Origin of the sequence: Chryseobacillus diguaensis (genome assembly GCF_049220665.1) — a bacterium.
In the GTDB taxonomy this organism is placed as follows: Bacteria; Bacillota; Bacilli; order Bacillales; family Bacillaceae; genus Metabacillus_B.
Map to the genome: position 1 here is coordinate 45,943 of NZ_JBMKNV010000001.1, position 25,870 is coordinate 71,812.

26 protein-coding genes and 1 pseudogene are annotated in these 25,870 nt (G+C 39.1%); 17 read left to right on the forward strand and 10 right to left on the reverse strand.

Annotated features, from left to right (window positions below; genetic code table 11):
- Positions 1–135 precede the first annotated feature (135 nt).
- Complete coding sequence (gene cbpB, locus ACOT8F_RS00230; RefSeq protein ID WP_421649538.1) at positions 136–579, forward strand: cyclic-di-AMP-binding protein CbpB; 444 nt, start codon at positions 136–138, stop codon at positions 577–579.
- Between the two features lie 143 nt (positions 580–722).
- Here the strand turns inward: cbpB and ACOT8F_RS00235 are convergent, their stop codons facing one another.
- A complete protein-coding gene (locus ACOT8F_RS00235; protein ID WP_421649540.1) occupies positions 723–1,097 on the reverse strand; it encodes a VOC family protein in 375 nt (124 codons plus the stop codon).
- Between the two features lie 61 nt (positions 1,098–1,158).
- Positions 1,159–1,896, reverse strand: coding sequence for a sulfite exporter TauE/SafE family protein (locus ACOT8F_RS00240; protein ID WP_421650007.1), 738 nt, complete (start codon positions 1,894–1,896; stop codon positions 1,159–1,161).
- Between the two features lie 114 nt (positions 1,897–2,010).
- Here ACOT8F_RS00240 and ccpC point away from each other — a divergent pair, with 114 nt between their 5' ends.
- The 4 genes from ccpC (at position 2,011) to ACOT8F_RS00260 (ending at position 5,345) form a co-directional block, all read left to right on the forward strand.
- Positions 2,011–2,883: a transcriptional regulator CcpC gene (ccpC, locus tag ACOT8F_RS00245; RefSeq protein ID WP_421649541.1), complete on the forward strand. Its 873-nt coding sequence runs from the start codon at positions 2,011–2,013 to the stop codon at positions 2,881–2,883.
- Between the two features lie 84 nt (positions 2,884–2,967).
- The gene (gene dapD, locus ACOT8F_RS00250) at positions 2,968–3,678 is read left to right on the forward strand and encodes a 2,3,4,5-tetrahydropyridine-2,6-dicarboxylate N-acetyltransferase (protein WP_421649542.1); all 711 of its coding nucleotides are present in this window, start codon (positions 2,968–2,970) and stop codon (positions 3,676–3,678) included.
- 231 nt (positions 3,679–3,909) lie between these two features.
- Complete coding sequence (locus ACOT8F_RS00255; protein WP_421649543.1) at positions 3,910–5,040, forward strand: N-acetyldiaminopimelate deacetylase; 1,131 nt, start codon at positions 3,910–3,912, stop codon at positions 5,038–5,040.
- Between the two features lie 56 nt (positions 5,041–5,096).
- Complete coding sequence (locus ACOT8F_RS00260) at positions 5,097–5,345, forward strand: YkuS family protein (protein ID WP_421649544.1); 249 nt, start codon at positions 5,097–5,099, stop codon at positions 5,343–5,345.
- Between the two features lie 298 nt (positions 5,346–5,643).
- Here ACOT8F_RS00260 and ACOT8F_RS00265 read toward each other — a convergent pair whose 3' ends face one another.
- A complete protein-coding gene (locus ACOT8F_RS00265; protein ID WP_421649545.1) occupies positions 5,644–6,489 on the reverse strand; it encodes a mechanosensitive ion channel family protein in 846 nt (281 codons plus the stop codon).
- A gap of 344 nt (positions 6,490–6,833) precedes the next feature.
- On the opposite strand from ACOT8F_RS00265, the gene ahpA reads away from it, so the two are divergent.
- Together ahpA and ACOT8F_RS00275 are read left to right on the forward strand one after the other, a co-directional pair.
- On the forward strand, positions 6,834–7,376 hold the full coding sequence (gene ahpA, locus ACOT8F_RS00270) for a biofilm-specific peroxidase AhpA (protein WP_421649546.1): 543 nt from the start codon (positions 6,834–6,836) through the stop codon (positions 7,374–7,376).
- Between the two features lie 121 nt (positions 7,377–7,497).
- Positions 7,498–7,953 (forward strand): TlpA family protein disulfide reductase, encoded by a 456-nt coding sequence (locus tag ACOT8F_RS00275; RefSeq protein ID WP_421650008.1) that lies wholly within the window; start codon positions 7,498–7,500, stop codon positions 7,951–7,953.
- A gap of 30 nt (positions 7,954–7,983) precedes the next feature.
- Here ACOT8F_RS00275 and ACOT8F_RS00280 read toward each other — a convergent pair whose 3' ends face one another.
- Positions 7,984–8,163: an H-type small acid-soluble spore protein gene (locus ACOT8F_RS00280; RefSeq protein WP_421649547.1), complete on the reverse strand. Its 180-nt coding sequence runs from the start codon at positions 8,161–8,163 to the stop codon at positions 7,984–7,986.
- A 101-nt stretch (positions 8,164–8,264) separates the two neighbouring features.
- On the reverse strand, positions 8,265–9,518 hold the full coding sequence (locus tag ACOT8F_RS00285; protein WP_421649549.1) for a DUF445 domain-containing protein: 1,254 nt from the start codon (positions 9,516–9,518) through the stop codon (positions 8,265–8,267).
- Positions 9,519–9,905: 387 nt separating this feature from the next.
- Here ACOT8F_RS00285 and ACOT8F_RS00290 point away from each other — a divergent pair, with 387 nt between their 5' ends.
- The 4 genes from ACOT8F_RS00290 (at position 9,906) to ACOT8F_RS00305 (ending at position 12,827) form a co-directional block, all read left to right on the forward strand.
- Positions 9,906–10,106, forward strand: coding sequence for a cold-shock protein (locus tag ACOT8F_RS00290; protein ID WP_421649550.1), 201 nt, complete (start codon positions 9,906–9,908; stop codon positions 10,104–10,106).
- Positions 10,107–10,224: 118 nt separating this feature from the next.
- The gene (locus ACOT8F_RS00295; RefSeq protein ID WP_421649551.1) at positions 10,225–10,746 is read left to right on the forward strand and encodes a molybdenum cofactor biosynthesis protein MoaE; all 522 of its coding nucleotides are present in this window, start codon (positions 10,225–10,227) and stop codon (positions 10,744–10,746) included.
- Between the two features lie 35 nt (positions 10,747–10,781).
- Positions 10,782–12,263 carry a glycoside hydrolase family 32 protein gene (locus ACOT8F_RS00300; RefSeq protein ID WP_421649552.1) on the forward strand — a complete coding sequence of 494 codons (1,482 nt, stop codon included), beginning with the start codon at positions 10,782–10,784 and terminating at the stop codon, positions 12,261–12,263.
- A 24-nt stretch (positions 12,264–12,287) separates the two neighbouring features.
- On the forward strand, positions 12,288–12,827 hold the full coding sequence (locus tag ACOT8F_RS00305) for a flavodoxin family protein (RefSeq protein ID WP_421649553.1): 540 nt from the start codon (positions 12,288–12,290) through the stop codon (positions 12,825–12,827).
- Between the two features lie 27 nt (positions 12,828–12,854).
- Here the strand turns inward: ACOT8F_RS00305 and ACOT8F_RS00310 are convergent, their stop codons facing one another.
- The 3 genes from ACOT8F_RS00310 to ACOT8F_RS00320 all read right to left on the reverse strand — a co-directional run bounded on the left by ACOT8F_RS00310 (position 12,855) and on the right by ACOT8F_RS00320 (position 16,526).
- The gene (locus ACOT8F_RS00310; protein ID WP_421649554.1) at positions 12,855–13,838 is read right to left on the reverse strand and encodes an alpha/beta fold hydrolase; all 984 of its coding nucleotides are present in this window, start codon (positions 13,836–13,838) and stop codon (positions 12,855–12,857) included.
- Between the two features lie 150 nt (positions 13,839–13,988).
- A complete protein-coding gene (locus ACOT8F_RS00315; protein ID WP_421649555.1) occupies positions 13,989–15,167 on the reverse strand; it encodes an FtsW/RodA/SpoVE family cell cycle protein in 1,179 nt (392 codons plus the stop codon).
- A gap of 588 nt (positions 15,168–15,755) precedes the next feature.
- On the reverse strand, positions 15,756–16,526 hold the full coding sequence (locus ACOT8F_RS00320) for an alpha/beta fold hydrolase (protein WP_421649558.1): 771 nt from the start codon (positions 16,524–16,526) through the stop codon (positions 15,756–15,758).
- Positions 16,527–16,826: 300 nt separating this feature from the next.
- Between ACOT8F_RS00320 and lepB the strand changes: the two genes are divergently transcribed.
- The 4 genes and pseudogenes from lepB to ACOT8F_RS00340 all read left to right on the forward strand — a co-directional run bounded on the left by lepB (position 16,827) and on the right by ACOT8F_RS00340 (position 21,249).
- Complete coding sequence (gene lepB, locus ACOT8F_RS00325) at positions 16,827–17,387, forward strand: signal peptidase I (RefSeq protein WP_421649560.1); 561 nt, start codon at positions 16,827–16,829, stop codon at positions 17,385–17,387.
- Positions 17,388–17,515: 128 nt separating this feature from the next.
- The gene (locus ACOT8F_RS00330; protein ID WP_421649561.1) at positions 17,516–18,439 is read left to right on the forward strand and encodes a DUF4349 domain-containing protein; all 924 of its coding nucleotides are present in this window, start codon (positions 17,516–17,518) and stop codon (positions 18,437–18,439) included.
- A 133-nt stretch (positions 18,440–18,572) separates the two neighbouring features.
- Positions 18,573–20,192, forward strand: a complete 1,620-nt coding sequence (locus ACOT8F_RS00335) for an ABC-F family ATP-binding cassette domain-containing protein (RefSeq protein WP_421649562.1) — start codon at positions 18,573–18,575, stop codon at positions 20,190–20,192.
- Positions 20,193–20,231: 39 nt separating this feature from the next.
- Positions 20,232–21,249 (forward strand): annotated as a pseudogene (locus tag ACOT8F_RS00340) (zinc-binding alcohol dehydrogenase family protein).
- Positions 21,250–21,281: 32 nt separating this feature from the next.
- Here ACOT8F_RS00340 and ACOT8F_RS00345 read toward each other — a convergent pair.
- Complete coding sequence (locus ACOT8F_RS00345) at positions 21,282–22,160, reverse strand: glycine betaine ABC transporter substrate-binding protein (protein WP_421649563.1); 879 nt, start codon at positions 22,158–22,160, stop codon at positions 21,282–21,284.
- Between the two features lie 225 nt (positions 22,161–22,385).
- Between ACOT8F_RS00345 and ACOT8F_RS00350 the strand changes: the two genes are divergently transcribed.
- Both ACOT8F_RS00350 and ACOT8F_RS00355 read left to right on the forward strand, forming a co-directional pair.
- The gene (locus ACOT8F_RS00350; RefSeq protein ID WP_421649564.1) at positions 22,386–23,579 is read left to right on the forward strand and encodes a quaternary amine ABC transporter ATP-binding protein; all 1,194 of its coding nucleotides are present in this window, start codon (positions 22,386–22,388) and stop codon (positions 23,577–23,579) included.
- Positions 23,576–24,415 carry an ABC transporter permease gene (locus ACOT8F_RS00355; protein ID WP_421649565.1) on the forward strand — a complete coding sequence of 280 codons (840 nt, stop codon included), beginning with the start codon at positions 23,576–23,578 and terminating at the stop codon, positions 24,413–24,415. The genes ACOT8F_RS00350 and ACOT8F_RS00355 overlap by 4 nt, the downstream gene beginning before the upstream one ends.
- Before the next feature lie 65 nt (positions 24,416–24,480).
- Here ACOT8F_RS00355 and ACOT8F_RS00360 read toward each other — a convergent pair whose 3' ends face one another.
- Complete coding sequence (locus tag ACOT8F_RS00360) at positions 24,481–25,713, reverse strand: aminopeptidase (protein ID WP_421649566.1); 1,233 nt, start codon at positions 25,711–25,713, stop codon at positions 24,481–24,483.
- Positions 25,714–25,870: the final 157 nt, after the last annotated feature.

Sequence of the window (25,870 nt, forward strand, 5' to 3'; positions counted from 1 at the left end):
AAAGTTATTTGAGATTGCATAGAATATGAAATCACATGAATGCAAAAAGTATGGTATGATGAGAGCGTACGTTTGATTCCTTTTGAAACTGGGTAACTATAGTATTGGTAAGTTTTAAAGAAAGGAAGAACAGCGATGATTAGTCTTCGTTCTGAAGAACTGCTGGAAGCTACAATTAACGATATGATGATTCCTGCAGATAAAGTAGCACATGTACAATTGGCAAATAATCTGGAGCATGCTTTGCTTGTTTTAACACGGACAGGCTATACAGCCATTCCTGTACTCGATCCGACATTCAGGTTGTTTGGATTGATTGGAACAAACATGATAATGGACGCCATTCTCGGATTAGAAAGAATTGAATTTGAAAAATTGGAAGAGCTTAAAGTGGAAGCTGTCATGAATGCAGATATTCCGCGGCTTCGCCTGAGCGATCCCCTTTCAAAGGGATTGAATCTTGTTGTTGATCATCCCTTCATCTGTGTAGAAAATGAAGAAGGATACTTCGAAGGCATCTTCACACGAAGAGCTATTCTGAAACAGCTAAACCGGCATATAAGAAGTTTGAACAAATAGACTGAAGATGCATTCTTCAGTCTTTTTTTATGGCTTTTTCCTAATAAATTTCTGCGAATTTTAAGAAAAGACGGCATGAAACTTATTTTCTAAGTCTATATGGATTGCAACAATTTCTGCGAAAACTGCCTTTTTTTCGTTCTTTACATTTTTTCCTTCTCTAAAAACTCAATTCTATTGTTAAACGGATCAAAAAATGAAAATCTGTTTACTCCTGGGATCGGTTTTTCCTCCTGCACTTTAATACCTGCTGAAAGGAATTGTTCCTTCAGCTTATTTACTCCTGTAACTTCAAAGGCAGGATGCCGTTTGCTTTTTTCATGATCCATCTTTTCTACTCCGAAATGAATTTCCGTGCCGCCTGCTCTAGTCCAAAAACCTCCATTAGCTTTTAACGAATCAGGCTTCTCTATTTCTTTAAATCCAAGTAAGTCCAAGTAAAATGTCTTAGCCTCCGTTTCTTTTCCAATAGGAATACAAATTTGAATATGGTCCAATTTTACATAGTTAATATTCATGATTTTTCCCCCATTTCATAAGTTCTTCTAATACTTGCAGTCCTAGCTGTCATAAATGCTGTTACAGAAGAGAATAAATTAATTGCCCTATAATCAATATGGTTATGCCTCGAACGATCCAGATTGCCTGAGAAGCTTTTATTTTTTTGGCAATACGGATGGACATTTGGGCACCGAGTATGGAACCGCAAGCAAGACTTAAGGCAATATGCCAGTTAACAAGTCCGCTTCCAAGGTACATGACAAAAGCTCCAAAGCAGCTGAGAAAGGTTTGGAAACGGGTAAAAGCAATGGTTTTCAAATAGGAAAATCCTTGATGAAAATAAACTTGCATGTTTAAAGTGGCTTGGCCAGGACCAAACATTCCATCATATACCCCAATTCCAAACAAAAGGGGGTAAACCTTTTTCGGAATCTGGTTTGCCTCATTTTTGCCAAGAGACGGTTTTTTAAGAAATTGCAATCCGAGTGCGCATAAGAGAAGGATTACCGCAATTACAGTCATAAGTCTTTCATTAATCATACTGGCAAAAAGGGCACCGGTCATTCCGCCTGAAATCGCAAATGGGATAATGAGAAGAGCATCTTTCAGATGAATGTTCTTTCCTTTCAGCAGAACGAAAAAACTTGAGAAGGAGCTGATGGTATTGGAAAACTTATTGGCTGCAATAATAGTATGAACAGGGATGCCATAAAGCATCATGGCAGGCATTCCAATCAATCCTCCTCCTCCAGCAAGTGTTCCGGCAAGCGATGTGAAAAATCCGATAATAAAAAGCGGGCATATCATTCTAATCACCAAGCTTTCCAAATTCTTCTTTCTTTATTTTATGATGTAAAAGTTAATAATGAAATGACAGAAAACTTAGTGCATAATATAAGAAAAACTTATAAATGATGAAGGGGGTGCAAGATGCAGATTTCCGAACTTAGTATGCTGACAGTCCTGGCTGAAGAAATGAATATGCGCAAAGCCTCTGAACGCTTATTCGTTTCACAGCCTGCTCTGTCTCAAAGGCTTCAATCGATCGAAAAAGCATGGGGGTTTAAAATTTTTCTCCGTTCACAAAGGGGGCTTACAACGACTCCTGCTGGTGAGAGGATTATTGAATATGCAAAGGAAATGGTTTTTAAAGAAGAAAAGGTTCGAGAAGAGCTTTCTGAACTGGAAAGTGAGGTCAGCGGGACACTCAGACTCGCAGTTGCTTCGATAATCGGCCAGCACTGGCTCCCAAAAATTCTTAAGAAATATGTAAACAGATTTCCGCATGCAAAAATATCTCTTATTACTGGCTGGAGCAGTGAGATTTTAAAAAGTTTATATGAGGATAACATTCATTTGGGTATTATTAGAGGAAACCCGGAATGGAAAGGAATCAAACGGCACCTGCTGACGGATTCGCTTTATCTGGTTGATAAGGAAATCAGTAACGTAGATGATGTTCTTTCGACAGAGCGTCCTTTTATTCAATTTAAAAGCGATTCAACATATTATCAAGAAATACAGGACTGGTGGCTTAGACGGTTTCAAACCTCGCCCAAAAGAACGATTGTGGTGGATCAGATTGAGACGTGCAAACAAATGGCTTTGAACGGAATTGGTTATGCTATATTGCCTGCTGTGACACTGGATGACTGCGATACTGAAGTTTACAAAATCCCGCTGCGCGATGAAAATGATAAACCGCTTGTGAGAGATACATGGCTTCTTGGATATGAAGCCTCATTCAAGCTTAGGCAGGTTCAGGCATTCCTTGAGCTTGTGAGAGAGGAAACAGGGGAATAGCAGGATAATCGCTTGATAATCCCTGTATCCTTTGATACATTAAATGACGTAATACATACATATAGATTTAAAGGAGGACTATCGATGAAACAGATGGATGCAAATGAAATTATTTCATTTATACAAAACAGCACAAAATCTACACCAGTGAAGGTATACATAAAAGGAGAACTTGAAGGAATTGATTTTGGTTCTTCATCCAAAACGTTTATTTCCGGACAAACAGGTACTGTCTTCGGGGAATGGAATGAAATTAAGGAAGCGATTGATCAAAATGCTTCCAAAATTAAAGACTATGTTGTGGAAAATGACCGCCGCAACTCAGCAATTCCATTGCTTGATATGAAAGGCATTAAAGCGCGTATTGAACCTGGTGCTATCATTCGTGATCAAGTGGAAATCGGCGATAATGCCGTTATCATGATGGGAGCTTCTATCAACATCGGCTCTGTTATCGGAGAAGGTACCATGATTGATATGAACGTGGTTCTTGGAGGCCGTGCGACAGTAGGGAAAAACTGCCACATTGGAGCAGGTTCAGTTCTTGCCGGTGTTATTGAGCCGCCTTCTGCAAAACCTGTTGTTGTGGAGGACGATGTTTTAATTGGTGCCAATGCTGTCATCCTTGAAGGTGTCACTGTTGGAAAAGGTGCAGTTGTTGCAGCCGGGGCCATTGTTATCGATGATGTTGCACCATATACAGTTGTAGCTGGTACGCCTGCTAAAAAAATCAAAGACATTGATGAAAAAACTAAATCAAAAATTGAAATTAAACAAGAGCTTCGTCAGCTTTAATGTTTTAGGCTGTTTTCGCAAAATGGCTGTTTTTCGTATTTGCTGAAAACACGCTTCAAGATTAGCTTAGTGGGATCTTTTCTTAAAATTTGCAGTTGTATACTTGTTCAGATTTCATTTATTTAGATGAAAACAACAAAGTTTAAGAAAAGAGTCTTTAAGAAAGTGCGTGGATGCAGTGCATTCACGCTCTTATTTATAATGGAATTTTTGTGAGGAGGAAAGAACGAGATGCTTCCTTTAGAAGAGCTGTCCCGTATCAGGCGTGAGCTGCACCAAATACCGGAAATCGGTTTTCAAGAAACAAAAACCCAGGAATATCTTTTAAAATTCCTTGCTGGGATTAAGAACGACCGAATGGAAATGAAAATGTGGAGAACAGGCTTTTTCTTAAAAATTAGAGGCATAAATCCAGTAAAAACAATCGGATATAGGACAGATATTGATGGCTTGTCGATAACAGAAGAAACTGGCTATTCCTTTGCCTCAAAGCATGAAGGAATGATGCATGCATGCGGGCATGATTTTCACATGACGATTGCACTAGGTTTAGCCGCTTATTTTGCGGATCATCCGATCGATGATGATCTTCTATTTATTTTTCAGCCTGCTGAGGAGGGACCTGGCGGCGCTCTGCCTATGATGGCAAGCAAAGAGTTTAAGGAATGGAAACCAGATCTTATATTCGCTCTCCACATAGCACCAGAACTCCCTTCAGGGACAATCTCCACTAAGCCCGGGCTTTTATTCGCCAATACCTCTGAACTTTTTATTGATTTGAAAGGAAAGGGAGGACATGCAGCATATCCTCATAACACAAGGGATATGGTTGTCGCTTCCTGTATGCTTGTTACTCAGCTTCAGTCTGTTGTTTCAAGAAACGTCGATCCGCTGGACAGTGCAGTAATTACCATCGGGAAAATAACTGGAGGGACTGTACAAAATATTATTGCAGAACACGCCAGGCTTGAAGGCACCATCCGCACCCTTTCAGTGGAATCAATGAAAAAAGTGAAGCACCGGATTGAAGCTTTGGTCAAGGGAATTGAAGCAGGATATGAATGTAAAGCAACAATTGACTACGGGGCAATGTATCATCAAGTATATAATGAAGAAGCACTTACACAGGAGTTTTTGTCGTTCCTAAAAAACAGCGGAGAATTTCTCGTGATGGAAAGCAAGGAAGCTATGACCGGCGAGGATTTTGGATATTTTCTTGCTGATATTCCAGGTTTTATGTTTTGGCTTGGGGTTAATTCTCCTTATGGACTTCACCACAGCAAATTACAGCCAGATGAAAGTGCTATGGAAACGGCTATTAAAGCAATGAGCCAATATATAAGCTTTAAAGGAAGCCGATAGAAAATGGAATAAACGCCCTCCTAAAATGGCACATTAACAACAGGAGGTGTTTTTTCATGGCGAAAATTGGTGTTGAAGAATCTTTGACAAATGTACAAGAAGCTTTGCGGGAGATAGGATACGAAGTTGTTGAGATCAAGAGCGAGGCTGACATGCAGGGCTGCGACTATTGTGTTGTAACAGGACTTGACGAAAATATGATGGGTGTTTCAGACACAGTCTCAGAAGGTGCAGTTATTGACGCAAGCGGATACTCAGCAGAAGAAATCTGCCAGCATATTCAAAACAAAATGAGCCAGGCATAGGTGATCCTATGTCTGGTTTTTTTTGTTTTAAAGAATGCCTTTTTTCTTAAATTAGCTTCTTTTACTTTGCCCACAGACGCTATAAGAATAGAACAAAAAGGCTCTTTTCTTAAGGCTCTTTTCTTAAACTTTGTTGCTTCTCACTCTAAATTTCAGCAGGACCCTTGATTTGGCAGAAACTAGAAAAGATGCCCCGAGGCAAGTTAAAATGCGTGATAAACAGCAACAATCTCTGCGAAAACAGCCAGCAAAAAAGACCAAACCCTAACAAAAGGGATGGCCTTTGTCCTGCTGTTCATTAAGATGTTTGTTTTTCCTTTTTTTCTATTATTACTTGATGAGGGAAGGGAATATCAATTCCATGTGCATCCAATGCTTCTTTCATCGCTTTTCTGAGCTTTGTTTCCATTCCGTATTGTTCACCGTTAAGTGTTTTGGCAATGACTCGAATAACAACATCTGATGCTCCTAAAGCATGCACGCCAATTACATTAGGCCCGTCAATAATAACAGGATTTTCTTTTGCTACTTGGTCGCAGGTTTCCTGCAGCACCCGTATGGCTTCATCTATGTCATCATCATAGGAGATGCCTATATCGACTAGGGCTCTCATATTGCCTCTGGAATGATTGCTCAAGTTAGTGATTTCCCTGTTTGGAATATAATGAAGCGTACCGTCAAATCCTCTCAAATGAGTTGTACGCAAGCCGACCTGTTCGACGACGCCTGAGAAGCTTCCTGTTGTGACATAATCTCCAACATCAAGCTGTTTTTCTAATAATAAGAAAAAGCCTGTAACGACATCACTCACAAGGCCTTGGGCGCCAAAACCTACAGCAAGTCCTACAACTCCTGCCCCTGCAAGGATCGCTGTCGCATCATAATGAAATACTTGGAAAACCATAACAATGAAGACAAAAATCAAAATGTATCCATATACGTTCAAGGCAAGGCTCTCTAATGTTTTGGCCCGTCCCACGGAAATATCGTCTCTCCTTTGAACCCGGTTAAAAGCCTTTGTAATTAAAGCATTGCCGAGAAATCGGACGATAAAGTAGGCAATAAAAATTCCAAGAAGTTTAATGAAGATAATGCCCGCATTAGTTGCAAGGCCTACCCAGTTAATTTTGCTGATAATATCCATTCATATCTTCCTCTCTGTCTGCTTCATCGGTCAGGCTAATCATTTGGATACCCTTATAACTGCGTGTTAAACTTAGTTTGTACTTAAAAATGTAACACAGTAAGAAAAAACAAAAAATAGAAGAATCAGAAGCAGGCTTCTTAGGCAAAATAGAACAGTGAGATTCATTCAATTTCACAAAAAGTACACCTTATTTAAATTTATTATCATCTAATATTGACTAAAAATAGATTTATTATTATAATGGTCAATGTGGTTATTAAATTAGTTGAGAAAAACAGTTGTTTTTTCTCAATTAAAGATTGCTTTTAAAGCAGTCAATATATTTTTTTGGAGGGATACATATGGCAGAACGTATGGTAGGAACACAAGCACCGCGCTTTGAATTGGACGCAGTACTGGCAAATAAGGAATTTGGAAAAGTAAGCTTGGAAGAGAACATGAAAAACGACAAGTGGACAGTTCTTTTCTTTTATCCAATGGATTTCACTTTCGTTTGCCCGACTGAAATCACTGCAATGTCTGACCGTTATGACGAGTTTGAAGATCTGGATGCAGAAGTAATCGGTGTATCTACTGACACGATCCACACTCACTTAGCTTGGATTAACACTGACCGTAAAGAAAATGGCCTTGGAGAGCTTAAGTATTCTCTAGCTGCAGATACGAATCATATGCTTTCACGTGATTATGGCGTTCTAATTGAAGAAGAAGGTGTTGCTCTTCGCGGATTATTCATTATTAATCCAGAAGGTGAAGTGCAATACCAAACTGTTTTCCATAACAATATCGGCCGTGACGTAGATGAAACATTGCGTGTGCTTCAAGCCCTTCAAACAGGCGGACTTTGCCCGGCTAACTGGAAACCAGGTCAAAAAACGCTTTAATTTGGCTGATTGATCAAATCTGCGAAAGGTCTAACAATTCGTTAGGCCTTTTTTGAATAGATTGCTTGATGTTTTCTTTTAAGGGAAACAATAAAAAAGACTCTATATTGGAGGGATAATGATGAAACTTCGTGAACCTATGCCTGAATTAACTGGTGCTGTTGAGTGGTTAAATGGGGAAGTATCAAAAAATGATTTGATTGGAGAAAAGCCGACTCTTATTCATTTTTGGTCTGTCAGCTGCCATTTGTGCAAAGAAGCTATGCCCCAGGTTAACCAGTTCAGAGATGATTATAAAGATAAGCTGAATGTTGTTGCAGTTCATATGCCAAGATCTGAGGACGATTTGGATATAGAAGATATTAAAAAGGCCGCTTCTGAACATGGCATCACACAGCCAATCTTTGTAGACAGCAAGCATCAATTGACTGACTCATTTGAGAATCAATATGTTCCCGCATACTATGTTTTCGACAAAGACGGAAATCTTCGTCATTTCCAAGCTGGCGGAAGCGGTATGAAAATGCTTGAAAAGCGTGTAAATCGTGTATTAAATGAAACAGAATCAGCAGAGTAAAAAAGCGCCGGATGCATTCCGGCGCTTTTTTTAGTCTTCAATTAATTCACTTACTGATACTGTTTTTTCATTTTCTGGTTCTCCAAGCGGATAGATACGCGCATTTCCGCCGCCTTCATCTACGTGCTGGATGTAGACTGCTTTTCCATTATAAGTGACATTCGCCATTTCGCTTTGCACAGATATTTCACGAGCTCTTTCTGAATTCATCCTAACTCTCCTTATTTAGCAGATAGTATTAGGCTTTGTCATCTGTCTTCAATTATACATACAAATTGATGATTAAATGCCATGTGCTATACCATCTACCATTAAAATGCACCAGTTGAAACTTTAATGAGAGATAAAAGGATCCCAATAATAAATCCGCATATGGATCCATTTACCCTGATCCAGGAAAGCTCTTTTCCTATTTTATTTTCCATTAAATCAATTAGTTCTTCCGTATTCAGCTTGTCCAGGTTTTCTTTCACAAGCCCCCCGATTTTAGCATGATTTTGTTCGATGAGCTGAAGAATAATCGTTTGGGAAGTGCTCTCAAGCTGACTGACTGCACCTTTGTCATTTTTGATTTTGCTGGTTAGGCTTTTTAGCTGCGGAATAACCGTGTCTCTTGGAAATGCAGCGTCTTCAAGCATAGCACTGATTCTATCAAATATTAAATCAACAAAGTTTGAGATCATGTCATCATAAGTAGCGCTCTCGAGAAATTCCGCCGTTTTGCTGCCCAATTTTCTTTTTACATCTTCACTTTGCTTCAGCACGTTCATTTCATATTCAATGTAGTCCAGGATATTTTTTCGGTTTTCACTGTTTTTATCTTTTAAATCTGTCAGCAAATCATCCAGTGCTTTATCAAAGGCTGCTTGAATTTTTTCTTTGCCAGCCGTTAAAAGAGGGGTTAAAGCGAATTTAAAAAAGCTGTTTTCAGCCTTTTTCTCTATTACTTTTAAGACATAATCTGTTATTTTTTCTTTCGTTTCCCGTGTTGTTAATTTTTTTTCAGCAAGCTCTAGAACAACGGTGAAAATTTTATCGTGATAATGATGTGTAAGAGCCAGGTCTATCAATGAATGCAGCATTTTTTGCTTATCAAGCTTTGTGATCTCATTTGCAGCTGTTTTTTTAATCCATTGTTTCACTTTTTCTCTTTCAATGTAGGAATACAATGTATCGAGAGCATTCTTAATCTGTATTTCTGCTTGCTTGCTTTCAAGGTATCCCTCGATTTTCCCAAAAAGTAAACTCGAAAAAGAGAGGCCATTTATTTTATTGGCTATGCTTTCTTTATTAAGCCAATCTCTTTCAACAATGGTTAAAATAGATTGAGTAATTTTCTTTCGGTTTTTTGGAAGAAGAGCAGTATGAGGAATAGGGATGTTTAATGGATGCCTGAAGAGAGCAGTTACGGCAAACCAGTCTGCAAGTCCGCCGACAAGCCCTGCTTCAAATCCCCCCTGCAAGAGCTTGATAGGAAGCGGATCAAATGGCAAGGTGACAGCAAAACCTGCTGCCATAATGCCAAGACTGACATTTGCTATATATTTTGATTTGTTTTTAGTCATGTTAAGTGAACTCCAATCTCTGAAAAATCCTTTTAATCAAGCATACCCCTTGCAATTGGAAATATTATCTTGTTCCCAAAAGGAAGCAGGTTCTTGAAAACTGGCTAGAATAAGTGTACCATGAAATTATCATCTTTCAGAACAATAAAAATTAACCTTTAATCTAATGTTTAACAGCTTGTTTTAAAGAAACAGGTAAGGTATAATGGGGATAGAAAAAATGATAGCTGAAAATTTACAAAGTATATTTTAAAGTTCACATACAAAAGGAATGCATCTCCAAGGTAGAGTGATACTTTGTGATGCTGCTTCTTATTGTATGTGAATTTTTATTTACAAAGGTAAATTTGAAGTTGCATAAATTTTAATTATTATGGAGGTACCAGCATGCAAACAGGTACAGTAAAATGGTTTAACTCAGAAAAAGGTTTTGGATTTATTCAATTAGAAGAAGGAAATGACGTATTCGTTCATTTCAGCGCGATCCAAGGCGACGGCTTCAAAACTCTTGAAGAAGGCCAAAAAGTTGAATTCAACGTTGTTGAAGGCCAACGCGGACCACAAGCTGAAAACGTTGTAAAACTATAATTTTAATAAAAACAGCCTTTTCCCGCCAAGCGGGGAAAGGCTGTTTTTATTTTGCCATTAAAACGATAAATTCCTCACATTGCATCCATGAAATAAAGACTTTCATCAGCACATCTGGATGTTCTTAATAAAACAATGTAAAATCAGTTATTATACGGCTTTTTACAGCAATGAAGGGGGAGAAGTTTTGTTTGAAATAACAGAGTCCGCTATATCTCCAGAAGAATTAATACAAAAAGTGACACACCCAAATGCAGGTGCCATTTCAACCTTCATTGGTACTGTGAGAGAAATGACAAAAGGAAAGAGAACACTTTTTTTAGAATATCAGGCTTATAAGCCGATGGCTGTTAAACAGCTCAGACAAATTGGTGAAGAAATCAAAACGAAATGGCCAGATGCGATTGTGGCGATTACCCATAGAATTGGAAAACTTGAGATCTCAGATATAGCAGTCGTGATCGCTGTATCAACACCTCATCGGAATGACGCTTTTGAAGCCAGCCGTTATGCAATCGAAAGAATAAAGGAAATCGTTCCAATCTGGAAGAAAGAACAATGGGAGGATGGAGAGAGCTGGATAGGAGATCAGCTTGAGAAAACCCCTCTCGCAGAACTGAAGAAGAAAATAGAAGATTAAGAGAAACGCAATTATGAATAAGAGGGAGAATGGCAATGAATCCGGATTATTTGCAAAAACTTGAAGAAGCAGAGAAATTTGCTGCTGAAAAGTATGAAAGGATCAAGCATACCCCTCATCGGCTCGGATTTCATATTACGCCACCTGCTAACTGGATAAATGACCCAAATGGCCTGATCCAGTATAAAGGGGAATATCATGTGTTCTATCAATATCATCCCTTTATCGAAGAGTGGGGTCCTATGTATTGGGGTCATGTGAAGAGTTCTGATCTCGTTCATTGGAAACACCTTCCTGTTGCTCTTGCCCCTTTTGAGGATTATGACAAAGATGGCTGTTTTTCCGGAAGTGCTGTTGAGGAAAAGGGTGAGCTGGTACTCATATATACAGGAAATGTGTGGCTTAAGAACGACCCTAATGAGCTTATTCAAGTTCAGTGTATAGCGAGAAGCAAGGATGGCATTCATTTTGAAAAAGATAAAGCAAACCCGGTCCTAAAAGAGCTTCCAATAGGGGCTTCCAATCATTTTCGCGATCCAAAGGTTTGGAAAGAAAATGATAAATGGTACATGGTTCTCGGGAATAAAGAGAGCGAAAAGGGCAAAGTGCTTCTCTATCAATCATCAGATCTAATGCAATGGGATTACATAGGGATTCTTGCAGAAAATAAGGGTGAAAACTTAGGTTTTATGTGGGAATGCCCGGATTTTTTTAAGCTTGACGGCAAGCATGTGCTGCTTATTTCCCCTGAAGGAATGGAAGCTGAAGGGGAAAACTATCGGAATTTAAAGCAATCAGGCTACTTTGTTGGTGAATTCAATGATTCTGGTTATAGGCATGGTCACTTTCAGGAGCTGGATAAAGGACATGATTTTTATGCCGTTCAAACATTTGAGGATGAACAGGGAAGAAGGCTTCTTTTTGGATGGATGGATATGTGGGAGCAGGAAATGCCAACAAAAAAAGACGGATGGGCAGGAGCATTAACACTCCCTAGGGAGCTTGAACTTCGGGCTGACGGAAAGCTGATCATGAAGCCTGTGAAAGAATTAGAGAAGCTGCGTATGGATCAAGCTGCTGTACTTGAAGAAATTTTTGTAGAAGGTGAAAATACACTTGCATTTGGAGAAATGCTTGAAATGAAGGCGGAATTTTCTTTAACTGAAACTTCTGCAGAAGAATTTGGGCTGAAGATGCGCTGCGGAGAAACAGAAGAGACAGTGATCATCTATAACAAGCTCTCCAGAAAGCTGGTGTTAGATCGTGAAAAATCCGGAGCCGGACCTAAAGAAGTGCGGAGTGCAGCAGTGAAAACAGTTGATGATAAGCTTGTTCTTCATATTTATTTGGATCGATCCTCCATTGAAGTTTTCGCCAATGGAGGGGAAACGGTTATGACATCAAGAATTTACCCTGGTATTGAGAGTCAGGGAGTGAAGGTTTTTGCCACTGGCGGGAAGGTAAAAGTAAATTCGCTCCGTATATGGAATTTAGAAGATATATGGGCAGAAAAGTAAAAGAAGCTGAAGGAGATTCAGGAAATGAATACTTTGGTTATTTATGGAAGTTCCAGAACAGAAGGAAATTCTCATACGCTTGCGAAAAAAGCGCTAGACGGAGTTGAGCATACAGAAGTTTGGCTAAAGGATTATTCCATTCTGCCTGTAAAGGATCAAAGACATGAGGAAAATGGATTTGAGGCAATTAAAGATGATTATGACCATCTTATTCAGCAATTCATGTCTCACGAAAGAGTCATTTTTGTTACCCCTGTTTATTGGTATGGCATGTCAGGACATATGAAGGACTTCGTAGACAGATGGTCTCAGACACTCAGAGACGAACGTTTCTCTTTTAAAGAAAATGCAAAAGGAAAACTTGGCTTTACCATCATTACAGGCGGAGATCAGCCGCGAATAAAAGGTTTGCCTCTCATTCAGCAGTTTCACTATATTTTTGATTTTATGGGCATGAGCTTTGAAGGTTATGTAATCGGAGAAGGCAATAAACCGGAAGATATTTTAAAAGACAAACAGGCTCTTTCTGAAGCAAGGATTTGGAATGAAAAATGGAAAAATTAGTATTGAAAAATAGCATCTGCTGCGATGCTATTTTTTTAGATCTTTTTTAGATTCAGAGTGTAACAATTTGGCAAACTTTTCTCTTTCTTCAAAATGAGGGGAGTGTGCTGAACTATCAAACCAGACCCAATGTTTTTCAGGGGAGGATAGATGGTTTAAGAATGCTTCAGCAGGCTCATAAGGAATGGTCAAATCATATTTTCCCATGCAAAAATAAATCGGAATTTTCAAACTCTGTACTCTAGTGTTTAAATTTAACTTTAACAGCTCTTCTTTTGTGGCAGCTCTGCTAAAATGCTGGCCTTTTAAATAGTTCACCATGTCGGAGAATGTATACTCTCCTCCTATGATCATCTGCTTTAAAAAAGAGCCAATAAGCTTACCATCATGTGAAACCCCGCCTCCTAGTTCCTGAAGAAACTTCTGATAGACGTGCTCATCATGTTGATTTTTCCACGTAGGAGGGCCGATATTTTCTAAAGCTTTTACTGCTTTTTTGTTTTTTCCCTCCTTTGCTTTTTCAAGTAACTTTTTATAAGAAAGAAGGTCATTTACGGTATAATCGATGAGCTGGGAGATACCAAAATATCTAAAATATCTTTCTGGAGCTTTTTGAGCAGCAAGAATACCAGGTATACTGCCCCAGGAATGGCCAGCAAGGTAGATTTTATCTTTTTGGAATACCGAGCAGAGATAGTCGGTAACTGATATTGTGTCGTTTACGAATTGAGAAATAGTCATAGAATCAGAAGATAGTTTTCGGGAAAAGGATAATCCTGTCCCTCTTTGATCCCAGTTAACAACGACAAAATGCTTTTCCAATTCTTTTTGCCAGCGCCTGGCGTATCCGATTTGTCCTGTTCCAGGGCCGCCGTGGAGAATAAGCAGGATAGGATTATGGCGATCTTCTCCTCTGACATAAATCCATTGTGTTATGCCTCCAACCGTAAGAGAGAGAAGTTCAGAAATGGAGGATGGGTATTTTATGATGCTAGCTTTTCTCTTTAACATAGAATCTCCCTCTTTTTAACCATAGCCGGTTGGAATAAAAATTGAAAAAGGACTTGTTTCAGACGTAATCTATCATATCAATTTCGTAAGGAAATGGAAAATCTCTAGCATATAAAAGGAAAACGCAAGGCCAATAACGGCTTTGCGCTTTTATTTTTCAGAAAACATATAAGTTCGATGGTGATATCTAATACCGAAAATAAGCCCGATTCCAAGCATGCTTCCCATAATGGCGCTTCCTCCATAACTGATAAAAGGTAGGGGAATTCCTGTGATTGGTAAAAGGCCGATTGTCATTCCGGCATTCTGAAAGACGTGGAATACAATCATACTGATAACCCCTGCGCATAAATAGCTGTTGAAAGGCTCAGTTGTTTCCATTGCTACTTTTATAATATGGTAAATCAAAAGAAAAAATAAGCTGAGAACCACGCTCGTGCCGAGAAACCCAAACTGCTCTCCAATCACACTGAAGATAAAATCTGTATGGTTTTCGGGGATATAAACCTGGCTTTTTCCTAATCCTTTGCCATAAATCTGTCCGGACCCAATTGCTTTCATTGAGTTCAATAAATGATATCCCTCACCGCTGCTATATGCTTCAGGATTCAGCCAAGAAGTAATCCTTCCGAACTGATAAAGCTGAAAACCTAATTTTTCAAGCAAAGCTGGTGCTTTCATGACAAGGTAAAAGATGATCGTAACGATAAACGTAATAGAAAGAAAGATCGTTGTGATAATTTTCCAGGAAATACCCGATACCAAAATTAACCCTGTAGTTATTGCAATAATCACCATGGAAGTACCCAAATCGGGCTGCTTCATAATAAAACCGATTGGAACAAGTGCGGTTAATCCAATTTTGCATAAAAGGAAAAGGTCAGATTGTACCGTTTTTTCCTGATATTTTGTATTATGTTTTACAATAACATGGCTGATCGCAATGATAACAAAGGTTTTGACAAATTCAGAAGGCTGAAAGGTAAGGCTCGCTGACGGATTAAACCAGCTTTTCGCTCCATTTACGGGATGTGCAATGCTTGCAGGCGCAATAATTAACAGGCCGAGTAAGAGTAAGCCGAAGCCATAAAGGTACCAGGTCAGCCGCTGAATCTGCTCTGAATCAAAAAACATAACCCCCGCAATGATCCCGCATCCAACAAAATAATAGAGTATTTGCTTGTAAACAAACCCTAGGCCTGTTCCGTACTGTCCGGATGTTAACAGTGCACCGTATATTGAAATACAGCTGACACAGAAAAATAAAAACACCAAAAAAGCCAATTGATAATCAAATCGGTAATTCATCAGATTTTTTTCTTTTTCCATAAATTTCAACTCACCAACTTACAAGAGTTTTCTTTAGCCGATTATTATTTATATATGTACATGATTTGATTAGATTTGATTAGATTTGATTCGTTATTTGCATTTCATTCGGCGCAGATTGAGAAGAAATACTGCTGCCGCTTTTTTTAACTATCTTACATGCTAACATAACTAGTGCAGAAAAGGTGAGAAAAACAAACTTTCATACGTTAAAACGATTGTCAGTTCACTATAAGGCTATTTTCTTTTACTTTGCTGATAAATAAGGCACATAGTTATAGCCCCAATTTTATTGAAAGGCTGTTTTCGCAAAGATTGTTGCTAATCGTATTGTCTTGAACACGTATAAAGATTAGCTTCGTGGCATCTTTTCTTAAAATACGCAGGTGTATTTATGCAAAATATTCACTTAATTGCATGAAAAAACAACAAAGTTTAAGAAAAGAGCCTATTGAAAAAATAATCTATTCATTTTGACGTAAATCACGTTTAAAAAGTTTCACTATTAAGAGGACTTTTGCATTGGTATTATAACTTGATAACAACCATTGAATAAACCCCGGAAAGTCCCGAATTGAAGGTTATTTTTTAAGTAAGCGTTTTCGTAAACTGCTTGATGATGCTATTTAGTTCATACGGGAATTTTGTCGGAATCTGATGTTTAGCATCTGAGATATAGACCGTTTTAGCAAATGGTATATATTTTCTGAACAAGTATTCATAGGAGTGAATGTATGTATCCTTCTCGCCATAAATTAAAAGAAGCGGGCAAGAGATTTGATCCAGGCGATCTGTTGAGTGGTAATGAAAAGTGGTTCTGTACATTTGATAGAGTATATATGGATCAGCTCGGAGAATGGAATTTTCCAGCTGAACCCGGTAATTTCTTTCAGGTGCATGGGCTCCGGATATTCCTCTAGCCAGAAGAGGGAGGCCTCCGAAACCTGTTAAATAAATACCGGCCAAAAATTCTGCCTGCAGCCATTCAGTACAGACTTCCGAAAATCCCCCAACAAGGATTAAACCTTTTGCCATTTCAGGGTAGTGCAATACAAATTCCTGAGCAATGGCTCCTCCGTTTGAATAGCCGCAGATGACAGCAGAGGAAATTCCTAATTCATCAAGAAGCTGCTTAAGATCACGGGCTAGAAGAGATATTGAAATTCTTTCATTATCTGCCTGGCTGAAACCATTGCCCCGCATATCATAGGTTAAGATCGAAAAGTGTTCTGCAAGCTCCTGCTGATAATGAAAAGTAACGGTTCCCATCCCTGTTGGATGAATGAATACGATAGGATCACCTGTTCCTTGTAATGTGTAACAGCATCTTAACTTGTTGTGAAGTGTCAGAAAAGGCATTTTTTCTCTTCCATTCTTTTTTGCTTATTGTTTGCGATTTGACCAAGATTAGTCCTTATTTTGAATAAAGCTGCTAAACCCTCGTGAAAAACAACAATCTTCGGTTAAAACATTCTTCATTTAATGAAATTCACAAAGGTTTAAAAGCCTAGAAAATGAACAGTTGGATAAGCTAATGAAAGAACTCTAAATTTTTTTCGCGGTAAACGAAGACTGTGGTAAAATAATCAAGTGAGCCAGCAATTATTTACCTAAAGTCAAAGTTGATTGATGATCAGCTTCTTAAGGAGGAACAAAAGAGTGTCGGAAAAGACATCCAAGCCGAAAAAAAATTCATACCTCGATTGGGCCAAGGCGATCATTATAGCTGTTGTATTGGCGGCCATTATTCGCTGGTTTTTATTTGAGCCATATATGGTTGAGGGATCATCTATGTTTCCAACCCTTAAGGATGGCGAAAAGCTATTTGTTAATAAAACTGTGCATTACATAGGAAAAGTGCAGCGCGGAAATATTGTCATAATCGATGGTGAAAAAGAAAATCTGCATTATGTGAAAAGAGTTATCGGATTGCCTGGAGATACGATTGAAGCTAAGGACGACAAAGTTATGGTTAATGGAAAGGTCTTGCCAGAACCTTACCTTAAACATAACGAATCAGAAGCCATGCAGCTTGGTTTGCATTTGACGGCTGATTTTGGACCTAAGAAAGTCCCTGAGGGAATGTACTTTGTTATGGGAGATAACCGGTTAAACAGTATGGACAGCCGGAACGGACTGGGTTTGATCAAGCAAAACAGAATAGTAGGGAAATCTGAATTTATTTTCTTTCCCTTTAATGAAATGAAACAAACGAAGTAAAACACAGTGAATGCTGTGTTTTTTTATTGCTAAAATTTTTCATTTTTTTCCTTTATTTGTAATAATTTTGTAACAAATTATTTTTCCTTTCGTCTAATTACATAAAATACCAATTAGGTGGAGGTCTTATGAAGAAAATACTAGCCATTCTTATTCTCTGCAGCTTTTTCTTAAATACTGGATGCTCTAGCGGTGAAAAGCAGAGCAGCAGCGAGAAAGGGTCAGCTTCTTCTGCTTCTGTAGCTAAAAGATCTCTAAATACAGGCGTGGAAGGAGTACAAGACAAATCTGGACCTAATCCTCAGAAAGAATCAAAATCGCCTCAAACATCTGGCGAAAAAAGGCTTCTTGTCTATACAGCTGATATGAAACTTCGAGTAAAGGATTACCAGAAGGCACAGCAAAAAATCCAGCAGGATACAGAGGATGCTGGAGGATATATTGTCCAGTCCGAAACAAAAACACCCGAAGGAAAGGGACCTATGTCAGGCACTTTGACGGCAAGGGTCCCACAGCAAAATTTTGACAATTTTCTATCAGCGGTTGAAAACGGCAGTATAAAGGTTTTGCAAAAAAATGTGAGAGGACAGGATGTCACAGAGGAATATGTCGACATTGAATCCCGCTTAAAAGCGAAAAAAGCGGTTGAAGACCGTTTGCTTCAATTTATGAAAAAAGCATCTAAAACAGAGGACTTGCTTAAAATTTCAGAGGACCTTGGAAATGTACAGGCAGAAATTGAACAAATGATGGGGAGAAAAACCTTTTTAGAAAATCAATCAGCGTATTCCACCGTTACCATTGCTTTTAGCGAAACAAAAATCAATGTGCCATCCATACAGGAAGATGAATTAAACACATGGCAGAAAACGCAAAAACAATTCATTTCAAGTATTAATGTGATCATTAACTTCTTCTCTGCTGTCTTTATTTTCCTAATTGGAAACTTGCCGATATGGATTATTTTAGGGTTTCTTGCAGTGATTGCTTACTATATTTATAGAAGAAAAAGAAAAAAAGACGAAAATCCTCCAGCTTCACCAGATATTTAATTGGGAAAAAAGTTCTGCCTTACAGCATGCAATTACTTTAAGGGATACGATTCCATTGTGTTAAGCAAGTATCATCCTTTATAATAGCAATAGCATAAAATTTATAAGCGATACATGATGGAGGATTTAATTAATGATAACAGTAAGCAATGTCGGTTTGCGCTATGGTGACCGCAAACTATTTGAAGATGTCAATATAAAATTCACACCTGGAAACTGCTATGGTCTGATCGGAGCGAATGGAGCAGGCAAATCTACTTTTCTAAAAATCCTGTCCGGTGAAATCGAAGCCCAATCAGGTGATGTGCATATGGGTCCCGGAGAAAGGTTAGCCGTATTAAAACAGAACCAGTTTGAATATGAAGAACATGAAGTTTTAAAGGTCGTCATCATGGGGCATGCCCGTCTCTATGAAGTCATGAACGAGAAAGATGCGATCTATATGAAAGCTGATTTCTCAGATGAAGATGGCATGCGTGCAGCAGAGCTTGAAGGTGAATTTGCCGAACTTAACGGCTGGGAAGCTGAAAGTGAAGCAGCTATTTTATTAAAAGGTCTTGGAATTGGCGAAGAACTGCATGATAGGAAAATGGCAGAACTGACAGGCGGAGACAAGGTGAAAGTCCTGCTTGCACAGGCGCTATTCGGCAAACCGGATGTCCTTTTACTTGATGAGCCTACGAACAATCTTGATATGAAAGCTATTCAATGGCTGGAAGAGTTCCTGATTAATTTTGAAAACACCGTTGTTGTTGTATCCCATGACCGTCACTTCCTTAATAAGGTTTGTACACACATCGCGGATCTTGATTTTGCAAAGATTAAAATCTATGTCGGAAACTATGATTTCTGGTATGAATCAAGCCAGCTTGCAGCAAAGCTTACTCAAGAAGCCAATAAGAAAAAAGAAGAAAAAATTCAAGAATTGCAGGAGTTTATTGCACGATTCAGCGCCAATGCTTCAAAGTCGAAGCAAGCAACATCCCGTAAGAAATTGCTGGATAAGATCTCACTTGACGACATTCAGCCTTCTTCAAGAAAATATCCTTATGTGAATTTCACACCTGAAAGAGAGATCGGAAATGATCTTTTAAAGGTTGAAGGCATTTCTAAATCGATAGACGGAGTCAAAGTACTCGATAATGTGAGTTTCATTATGAACAAAGGTGACAAAATTGCGCTTGTCGGCGGAAACGAAATTGCTAATACAACTCTATTTAAAATCCTGACAGGTGAAATGGAGCCTGACAGCGGGAAATTCAAATGGGGCATTACAACTTCTCAAGCTTACTTCCCAAGAGACAATAGTGAATATTTTGAGAAAAACGATATGAGCCTTGTTGATTGGCTGCGTCAATATTCACCGAATGATCAAAGTGAAAGCTTCCTGCGCGGATTCCTTGGAAGAATGCTTTTCTCTGGAGAAGAAGTTCAGAAAAAAGCAACTGTTCTTTCAGGAGGAGAAAAGGTTCGCTGCATGCTTTCCAAAATGATGCTCAGCGGTTCAAATGTTCTGATTTTGGATGATCCTACAAACCACTTGGATCTTGAATCTATTACAGCATTGAATAATGGTCTGATTAACTTTAAAGGCTCCATGCTGTTCACATCACATGACCATCAATTTGTCCAAACGATTGCTAACCGCATTATCGAAATTACACCAAACGGTGTGATGGATAAGCAGCTTTCTTATGATGAGTATCTTGATAACGCAGATGTTCAAAAGCAGCTTCAAACAATGTACGCATAACAAAATTATTTCTTAAATCCTTGACCAACATGGTCAAGGATTTTTTATCGTTTAGGGAATTATAAAATCCCAATTGAAAATGAGGAGAGCTTATTGGATTTGAAAGTGGATAAACCGGCAACACATGGCAGGGATTTGCTTGTTGAGGTGAAAGCTATTTCAGTAAATCCTGTCGATACGAAAGTTTGTGCATATAAAGATAAAGAAGAGAAAGAACCAAAAAATTCAGGCTGGGACGCAGCCGGTGTGGTGGTGGAAACTGGAGAGTCAGCTAGTCTTTTTAAACCTGGTGATGAAGTATATTACGCAGGTTCCATTGTCCGGCAAGGAAGCTGCAGCGAATATCAGCTTGTAGATGAAAGGGTTGTGGCAAAGAAACCGGCAAGCGTGAATTTTGCAGAAGCTGCAGCTATGCCTTACTAGTTTAACTGCATTGGAGGCATTGTTTGACCGTCTGGGATTCAGCTTGGAAAAAGAGAAAAATAAGGGGAAAACAATTTTAATTATTGGAGCTGCCGGAGGGGTTGGATCAATTGCAACTCAGCTGGCAAGCTGAACTGGATTAATTGTCATTGGCAGTGCCTCGAGATCTGAAACGGAAAATTGGGCAAGAGAGCATGGTGCAGAGTATATAATCAACCATCGCAAAGAAATGGATTCCCAAATTGAAAAACTCGGCTTTTCAACTGTTTATGCTATCTTCTGTTTAAATAGTACAGCTGAACATTGGGAGCAAATGGTCAAAATGATCGCTCCGAAAGGAAAAATCTGTTCAATCGTTGAAACAGATCAAAAGATCGACTTATCTCTATTGCAGCAGAAGAGTGCTGCGTTTGTATGGGAATTTATGTTTACAAGGTCTTTATTTGAAACAGAGGATATGATAGAACAGTATAAGTTATTAACAGAATTGAAGGGTTTAATAGAAACAGGAACGATCAAAACATCAAGAACGGAGACGCTGACGCATATTAACGCAGCAAATTTACGAGAAGCACACAGGATGGTTGAAAGCGGGAAAATGATAGGGAAAGTAACGCTTGAATCATTTGGATAGCCGTAATAAAAAACCCCCTGTGAAGGAGGTTTTTATTTTGCATTCATCCATTTCTTAACTAAATCGGGGTTTTCATCCATCCATTTCTTTACACCTTTTTGCGGATTATATCCTTCATCACCAGATGTAGTCTCATTAACATATTTAATGAGCTTGGACAGCTGTTCGTCCGTCATGTCCCATTTTTCATACATTTTAATTATCTCAGGATGCTCCTTATGATATCCCTTGCGTGTCATATAATGTATATTGTCAGTGCTTCCATATACTTTTTTAGGATCCTTCAAATACTTTAATTTTTCTGTAGAAAAGATCCAATGCGGATTCCAAAGGGTAACGACTATCGGTTTCTTTTTCTCATATGCTTTGTTCAGCTCTGTCAACATGGCTGCTTCTGAGGAATCAATAAGGTCAAGATTCAAATTGTATTTTTGTTTCACTTGCTGGGATAGCTGCATGAGGCTTGATCCGGGGTCTATACCGTATATTTTCCCGCCGAGCTCATCTTTATGTTTATTTAGGTCTTCTATGGAATTAACATCCTTCATATAAGAGGGGACCACTAGACCTAGTTTTGCTCCTTTGTACCAGGAGCCTCCTATTTCAACATCTTCTTTATACTTGTCATAATAAGGCTTATCTGTTTGTGGAAGCCAAACATAGCCCGTGAGATCAACATCTCCCCTGGCAACACCAGTCCACAGGGCACCTTTATCCAGTTCCATCATCTGTACTTTGTAGCCTTTTTTCTCAAGGATAGCTTTCCAAAGGTATGCAACAGAAATGCTGTCCACCCAGTTAACCAATCCCAGTTTCACTTTCTTTTGGCTTTCTGCAAGGGGGTTGCTGCAGGAAGTGAGGAAAAATGTAAGTAAAATCATAATTGAGGCAAATATTTTCAGTTTTTTCAAGCTGTGTGCTCCTTTCAACCGTTGGTGTATCCCAATATAAACATTCCCTGCACTTGTTAAAACAAAACCTATTTTAAAAAAATAATATTTAAATAAGTTTATCAATTCTTCGAGCAGGGTAGATATAAATAGTCCCCCGAGTGTGCGATCAGCTGCATCTTCTCATCCTGAGTGAATCTAACACCCATTATTGACAAATAATAGATGAAAGAAAGAGGTGGAGCTATGGAAAATATCATTATTAAAGTTGAAAACGTCAGCAAAGTTTTCGGCAAAAATCCTTCTAAAGGCATTGAGTTACTAAAAAGCGGGAAAACAAAACAGGAAATTCTAAAAGAGACTGGCATGACAGTCGGTGTTAAACAAGCCAGTTTTGAAGTACATAGCGGAGAAATCTTTGTCATAATGGGACTTTCAGGAAGCGGAAAATCAACTCTGGTCAGACTTTTAAACAGACTGATTGAACCAACATCCGGCTCAATCATCGTTGGAGGAAAAGACCTCGTTAAGATGAAATCTGATGAGTTAAAAGAAGTCCGCCGTAAAAAAATGAGTATGGTGTTTCAGCGCTTCGCTCTATTTCCTCACAGAAATATTCTCGAAAATGCAGCCTATGGACTTGAGGTCCAAGGAATTTCAAAAAATGAACGAGAAGCGAAAGCACAAGAATCTCTTGAATTGGTTGGTTTAAAAGGTTATGAAAACAGCTATCCAGGAGAACTAAGCGGAGGTATGCAGCAACGGGTAGGACTTGCAAGAGCGCTTGCGAATGATCCGGATGTTCTTTTAATGGACGAAGCATTCAGTGCACTTGATCCGCTTATTCGGAAAGATATGCAAAATGAATTGATTGAACTTCAGGATCAAATGCAAAAGACTATCATCTTTATAACGCATGATTTGGATGAAGCCCTCAGAATAGGGGACAGAATTGCATTAATGAAAGATGGAGAAATTGTTCAGATCGGCACGCCGGAAGATATTATGACTAATCCTGCAAACGAATATGTAGAACGGTTCGTTGAAGATGTCAACCTCGGCAAGGTTTTAACTGCTGAAAGTGTTATGAGCAGAGCCGAAACCATTCTGGTTGACAGGGGACCAAGGGTAGCCCTTCAAATTTTAAGGCAGGCTGGAATGACAAGCATATATGCAGTTGATAAAGCCCAGAAGTACATAGGCCTTGTTACAGCGGACGATGTGGCAAGGGCTGTAGCGGAAAATGGGAATATAAGAGACATTATCCATACAGATGTTCCTACAGTAACGCTTGATACAGTGCTCGAGGAAATGTATGAAAGAATGGCTGGCACAAGATATCCATTGCCAGTTGTTGATGAAAACAACCGTCTGAGAGGGGTTGTCAAACGAAGCAGCGTCATTCAGGCACTTGCTGGTAAAGAGGTGATTCAGCCATGAACAATATTCCGAAATTGCCGCTCGGAAAATATGTAGACCATTTTGTAGAGTTTTTAAATGACAGGCTTCTTGGCTTATTCAATGTAATTGGAAGTATAATTGAAACCTTTAATGACTTGCTGGTTGGCCTAATGGGAGCAGTGCCGCCGATTCTGCTTGCTATTATCATTGCTGGACTTGCTTATTGGGCGAGCAGAAGATGGGGATTGACGATTTTTACACTTCTGGGTCTTTTTCTCATTATTAATTTGGGATTTTGGGATCAAACGCTTGATTCTGTTGCACTGGTTCTTACTTCTGTTATTATTTCCATAATTATCGGGATACCTCTTGGAATTTGGTGTTCACAAAGTGATAGAGTATCAAGTATATTAAGTCCGATATTGGACTTCATGCAAACGATGCCGGCTTTCGTGTACTTGATTCCAGCCATTCTCTTTTTCGGAATTGGAGTAACCCCTGGTATTATCGCTTCTGTTATTTTTGCCATGCCACCGACAATCCGCCTCACAAATCTTGGAATCCGCCAAGTTCCTGAGGATCTTGTTGAAGCAGCGAATGCATTTGGATCAACAACTTCACAGAAGCTTTTCAAAGTGCAGCTTCCTCTGGCTACTGGAACTATAATGGCAGGAATCAACCAAAGTATCATGCTTGCTCTATCGATGGTTGTTATAGCTTCTCTTGTTGGAGCGCCTGGTCTTGGGGTGGAGGTATACCGTGCTGTACAAAGGATTCAGGTTGGTCTTGGATTTGAAGCAGGGATTGCCATCGTAATTTTAGCCATTATTCTGGACCGGATCACGCAAAGCTTGAATCCTGCCAAACGGAAATAAAAAAAGGTCTGGAGATACTTGGAAGCCCAGGTTTCTCACAGACCTTTTATCATTTAAAGGCGGAATCAAATCGCCCAATTTCCGTTACGGAAGATTGGTTCGCTTGTTCCATCTTCTTTAATGCCATCAATGGACATTTCATCTGAACCGATCATAAAATCTACATGTGTAATGCTTGAATTAACTCCATGTTTCGCTAACTCTTCACGGGACATTTTTTTGCCGCCTTCGATGTTAAAAGCATACCCGCTTCCAATAGCCAAGTGATTGGATGCATTTTCATCAAATAGGGTGTTGTAGAAAAGCACACCTGAATTGGAGATCGGTGAATCATATGGCACAAGAGCAACTTCTCCTAAATAATGTGACCCTTCATCTGTTTCCACAAGGTGCTTGAGGATTTCCTCACCGGCTTCTGCCTTTACATCTACAATCTTCCCGTTTTCAAAAGTAAGAGTGAAATTGTCAATTAAGTTGCCGCCATAGCTTAAAGGCTTGGTGCTTGACACAGTACCGTTAACGCCTTCTTTAAGCGGAACAGTGAAAACTTCTTCAGTAGGCATGTTTGCCATAAATTCAACATCATTCACGTTTGTGCTCCCAGCGCCAACCCAGAGATGTTTTTCATGCAGATCAATTTTTAAGTCTGTTCCTTTTGCTTTATAATGCAGGGTTTTGTATTTCTTGCTATTTAAGTAATCCACCTTGCTGTGAAGGGAACGATCATGATCCTTCCAAGCCTGCACAGGATCTTCCAGATCAGCTCTAGTTGCTTTGAAAATGGCTTCCCAGAGCTTTTCAACAGCTTCTTCATCATTTACATCAGGGAACACCTTTTTAGCCCAGTCCTTCGATGCCGCAGCAATGACAGTCCAGCTCACTTTATCAGATTGTATGTATGTGCGGTATTTATCCAATGCTTGGCCGGCAGCTTTATTAGCAGCAGCAATTCTTTTGGAGTCTACCCCTTTTAAGAGATCGGGATTAGCGGAAACGATAGACATAAAAGCTGCATTGCTTTCAGCCAGCTCTTCTTTTCCTTTTGCAAGCCATGATGGATATTCTTGAAACGCTTCATCAGGAGCGAGATCGTATTTCGTGCGGGCAACGATTTCGTCGTGCCAATCTACCTGAACATTTTTAGCGCCTTCTTCATAAGCTTTTTTAGCTACAATTCTGACAAATTCAGCTGCTTCAATTGACGCATTGATGACCAGGGTTTGATCTTTTTGAATATTAACGCCTACTTTAACAGCAAGGTCCGCATACTTTTCCAGTTTTTCCTTAAAATGAGACAAGGATAAAACCCCCTTTTAATGGATTCTTTATGCTATTTTGATCAGAGCTTTCTTACATTATGTTCTAACTGAGAGTTATTGGGAGCATAATGGAGAAAAAGCCTTTCCAAAGTATCATATCAGATTTGTCTGAATCGTGAAAATATCTATTACTTTA

Bases quoted from the DNA above. Each gene is read 5' to 3' on its own strand.
- ACOT8F_RS00300 (WP_421649552.1), top strand. From the start codon at position 10,782: ATGAATCCGGATTATTTGCAAAAACTTGAAGAAGCAGAGAAATTTGCT.
- ACOT8F_RS00295 (WP_421649551.1), top strand. From the start codon at position 10,225: ATGTTCTTAATAAAACAATGTAAAATCAGTTATTATACGGCTTTTTAC.
- ACOT8F_RS00315 (WP_421649555.1), bottom strand. From the start codon at position 15,167: ATGGAAAAAGAAAAAAATCTGATGAATTACCGATTTGATTATCAATTG.
- ACOT8F_RS00260 (WP_421649544.1), top strand. From the start codon at position 5,097: ATGGCGAAAATTGGTGTTGAAGAATCTTTGACAAATGTACAAGAAGCT.
- ACOT8F_RS00275 (WP_421650008.1), top strand. From the start codon at position 7,498: ATGAAACTTCGTGAACCTATGCCTGAATTAACTGGTGCTGTTGAGTGG.
- ACOT8F_RS00255 (WP_421649543.1), top strand. From the start codon at position 3,910: ATGCTTCCTTTAGAAGAGCTGTCCCGTATCAGGCGTGAGCTGCACCAA.
- ACOT8F_RS00350 (WP_421649564.1), top strand. From the start codon at position 22,386: ATGGAAAATATCATTATTAAAGTTGAAAACGTCAGCAAAGTTTTCGGC.
- ACOT8F_RS00285 (WP_421649549.1), bottom strand. From the start codon at position 9,518: ATGACTAAAAACAAATCAAAATATATAGCAAATGTCAGTCTTGGCATT.
- ACOT8F_RS00330 (WP_421649561.1), top strand. From the start codon at position 17,516: ATGAAGAAAATACTAGCCATTCTTATTCTCTGCAGCTTTTTCTTAAAT.
- ACOT8F_RS00335 (WP_421649562.1), top strand. From the start codon at position 18,573: ATGATAACAGTAAGCAATGTCGGTTTGCGCTATGGTGACCGCAAACTA.
- cbpB (WP_421649538.1), top strand. From the start codon at position 136: ATGATTAGTCTTCGTTCTGAAGAACTGCTGGAAGCTACAATTAACGAT.
- ACOT8F_RS00290 (WP_421649550.1), top strand. From the start codon at position 9,906: ATGCAAACAGGTACAGTAAAATGGTTTAACTCAGAAAAAGGTTTTGGA.
- ACOT8F_RS00305 (WP_421649553.1), top strand. From the start codon at position 12,288: ATGAATACTTTGGTTATTTATGGAAGTTCCAGAACAGAAGGAAATTCT.
- ACOT8F_RS00320 (WP_421649558.1), bottom strand. From the start codon at position 16,526: ATGCCTTTTCTGACACTTCACAACAAGTTAAGATGCTGTTACACATTA.
- ahpA (WP_421649546.1), top strand. From the start codon at position 6,834: ATGGCAGAACGTATGGTAGGAACACAAGCACCGCGCTTTGAATTGGAC.
- ccpC (WP_421649541.1), top strand. From the start codon at position 2,011: ATGCAGATTTCCGAACTTAGTATGCTGACAGTCCTGGCTGAAGAAATG.
- ACOT8F_RS00235 (WP_421649540.1), bottom strand. From the start codon at position 1,097: ATGAATATTAACTATGTAAAATTGGACCATATTCAAATTTGTATTCCT.
- dapD (WP_421649542.1), top strand. From the start codon at position 2,968: ATGAAACAGATGGATGCAAATGAAATTATTTCATTTATACAAAACAGC.
- ACOT8F_RS00310 (WP_421649554.1), bottom strand. From the start codon at position 13,838: ATGTTAAAGAGAAAAGCTAGCATCATAAAATACCCATCCTCCATTTCT.
- ACOT8F_RS00355 (WP_421649565.1), top strand. From the start codon at position 23,576: ATGAACAATATTCCGAAATTGCCGCTCGGAAAATATGTAGACCATTTT.
- ACOT8F_RS00280 (WP_421649547.1), bottom strand. From the start codon at position 8,163: ATGAATTCAGAAAGAGCTCGTGAAATATCTGTGCAAAGCGAAATGGCG.
- ACOT8F_RS00265 (WP_421649545.1), bottom strand. From the start codon at position 6,489: ATGGATATTATCAGCAAAATTAACTGGGTAGGCCTTGCAACTAATGCG.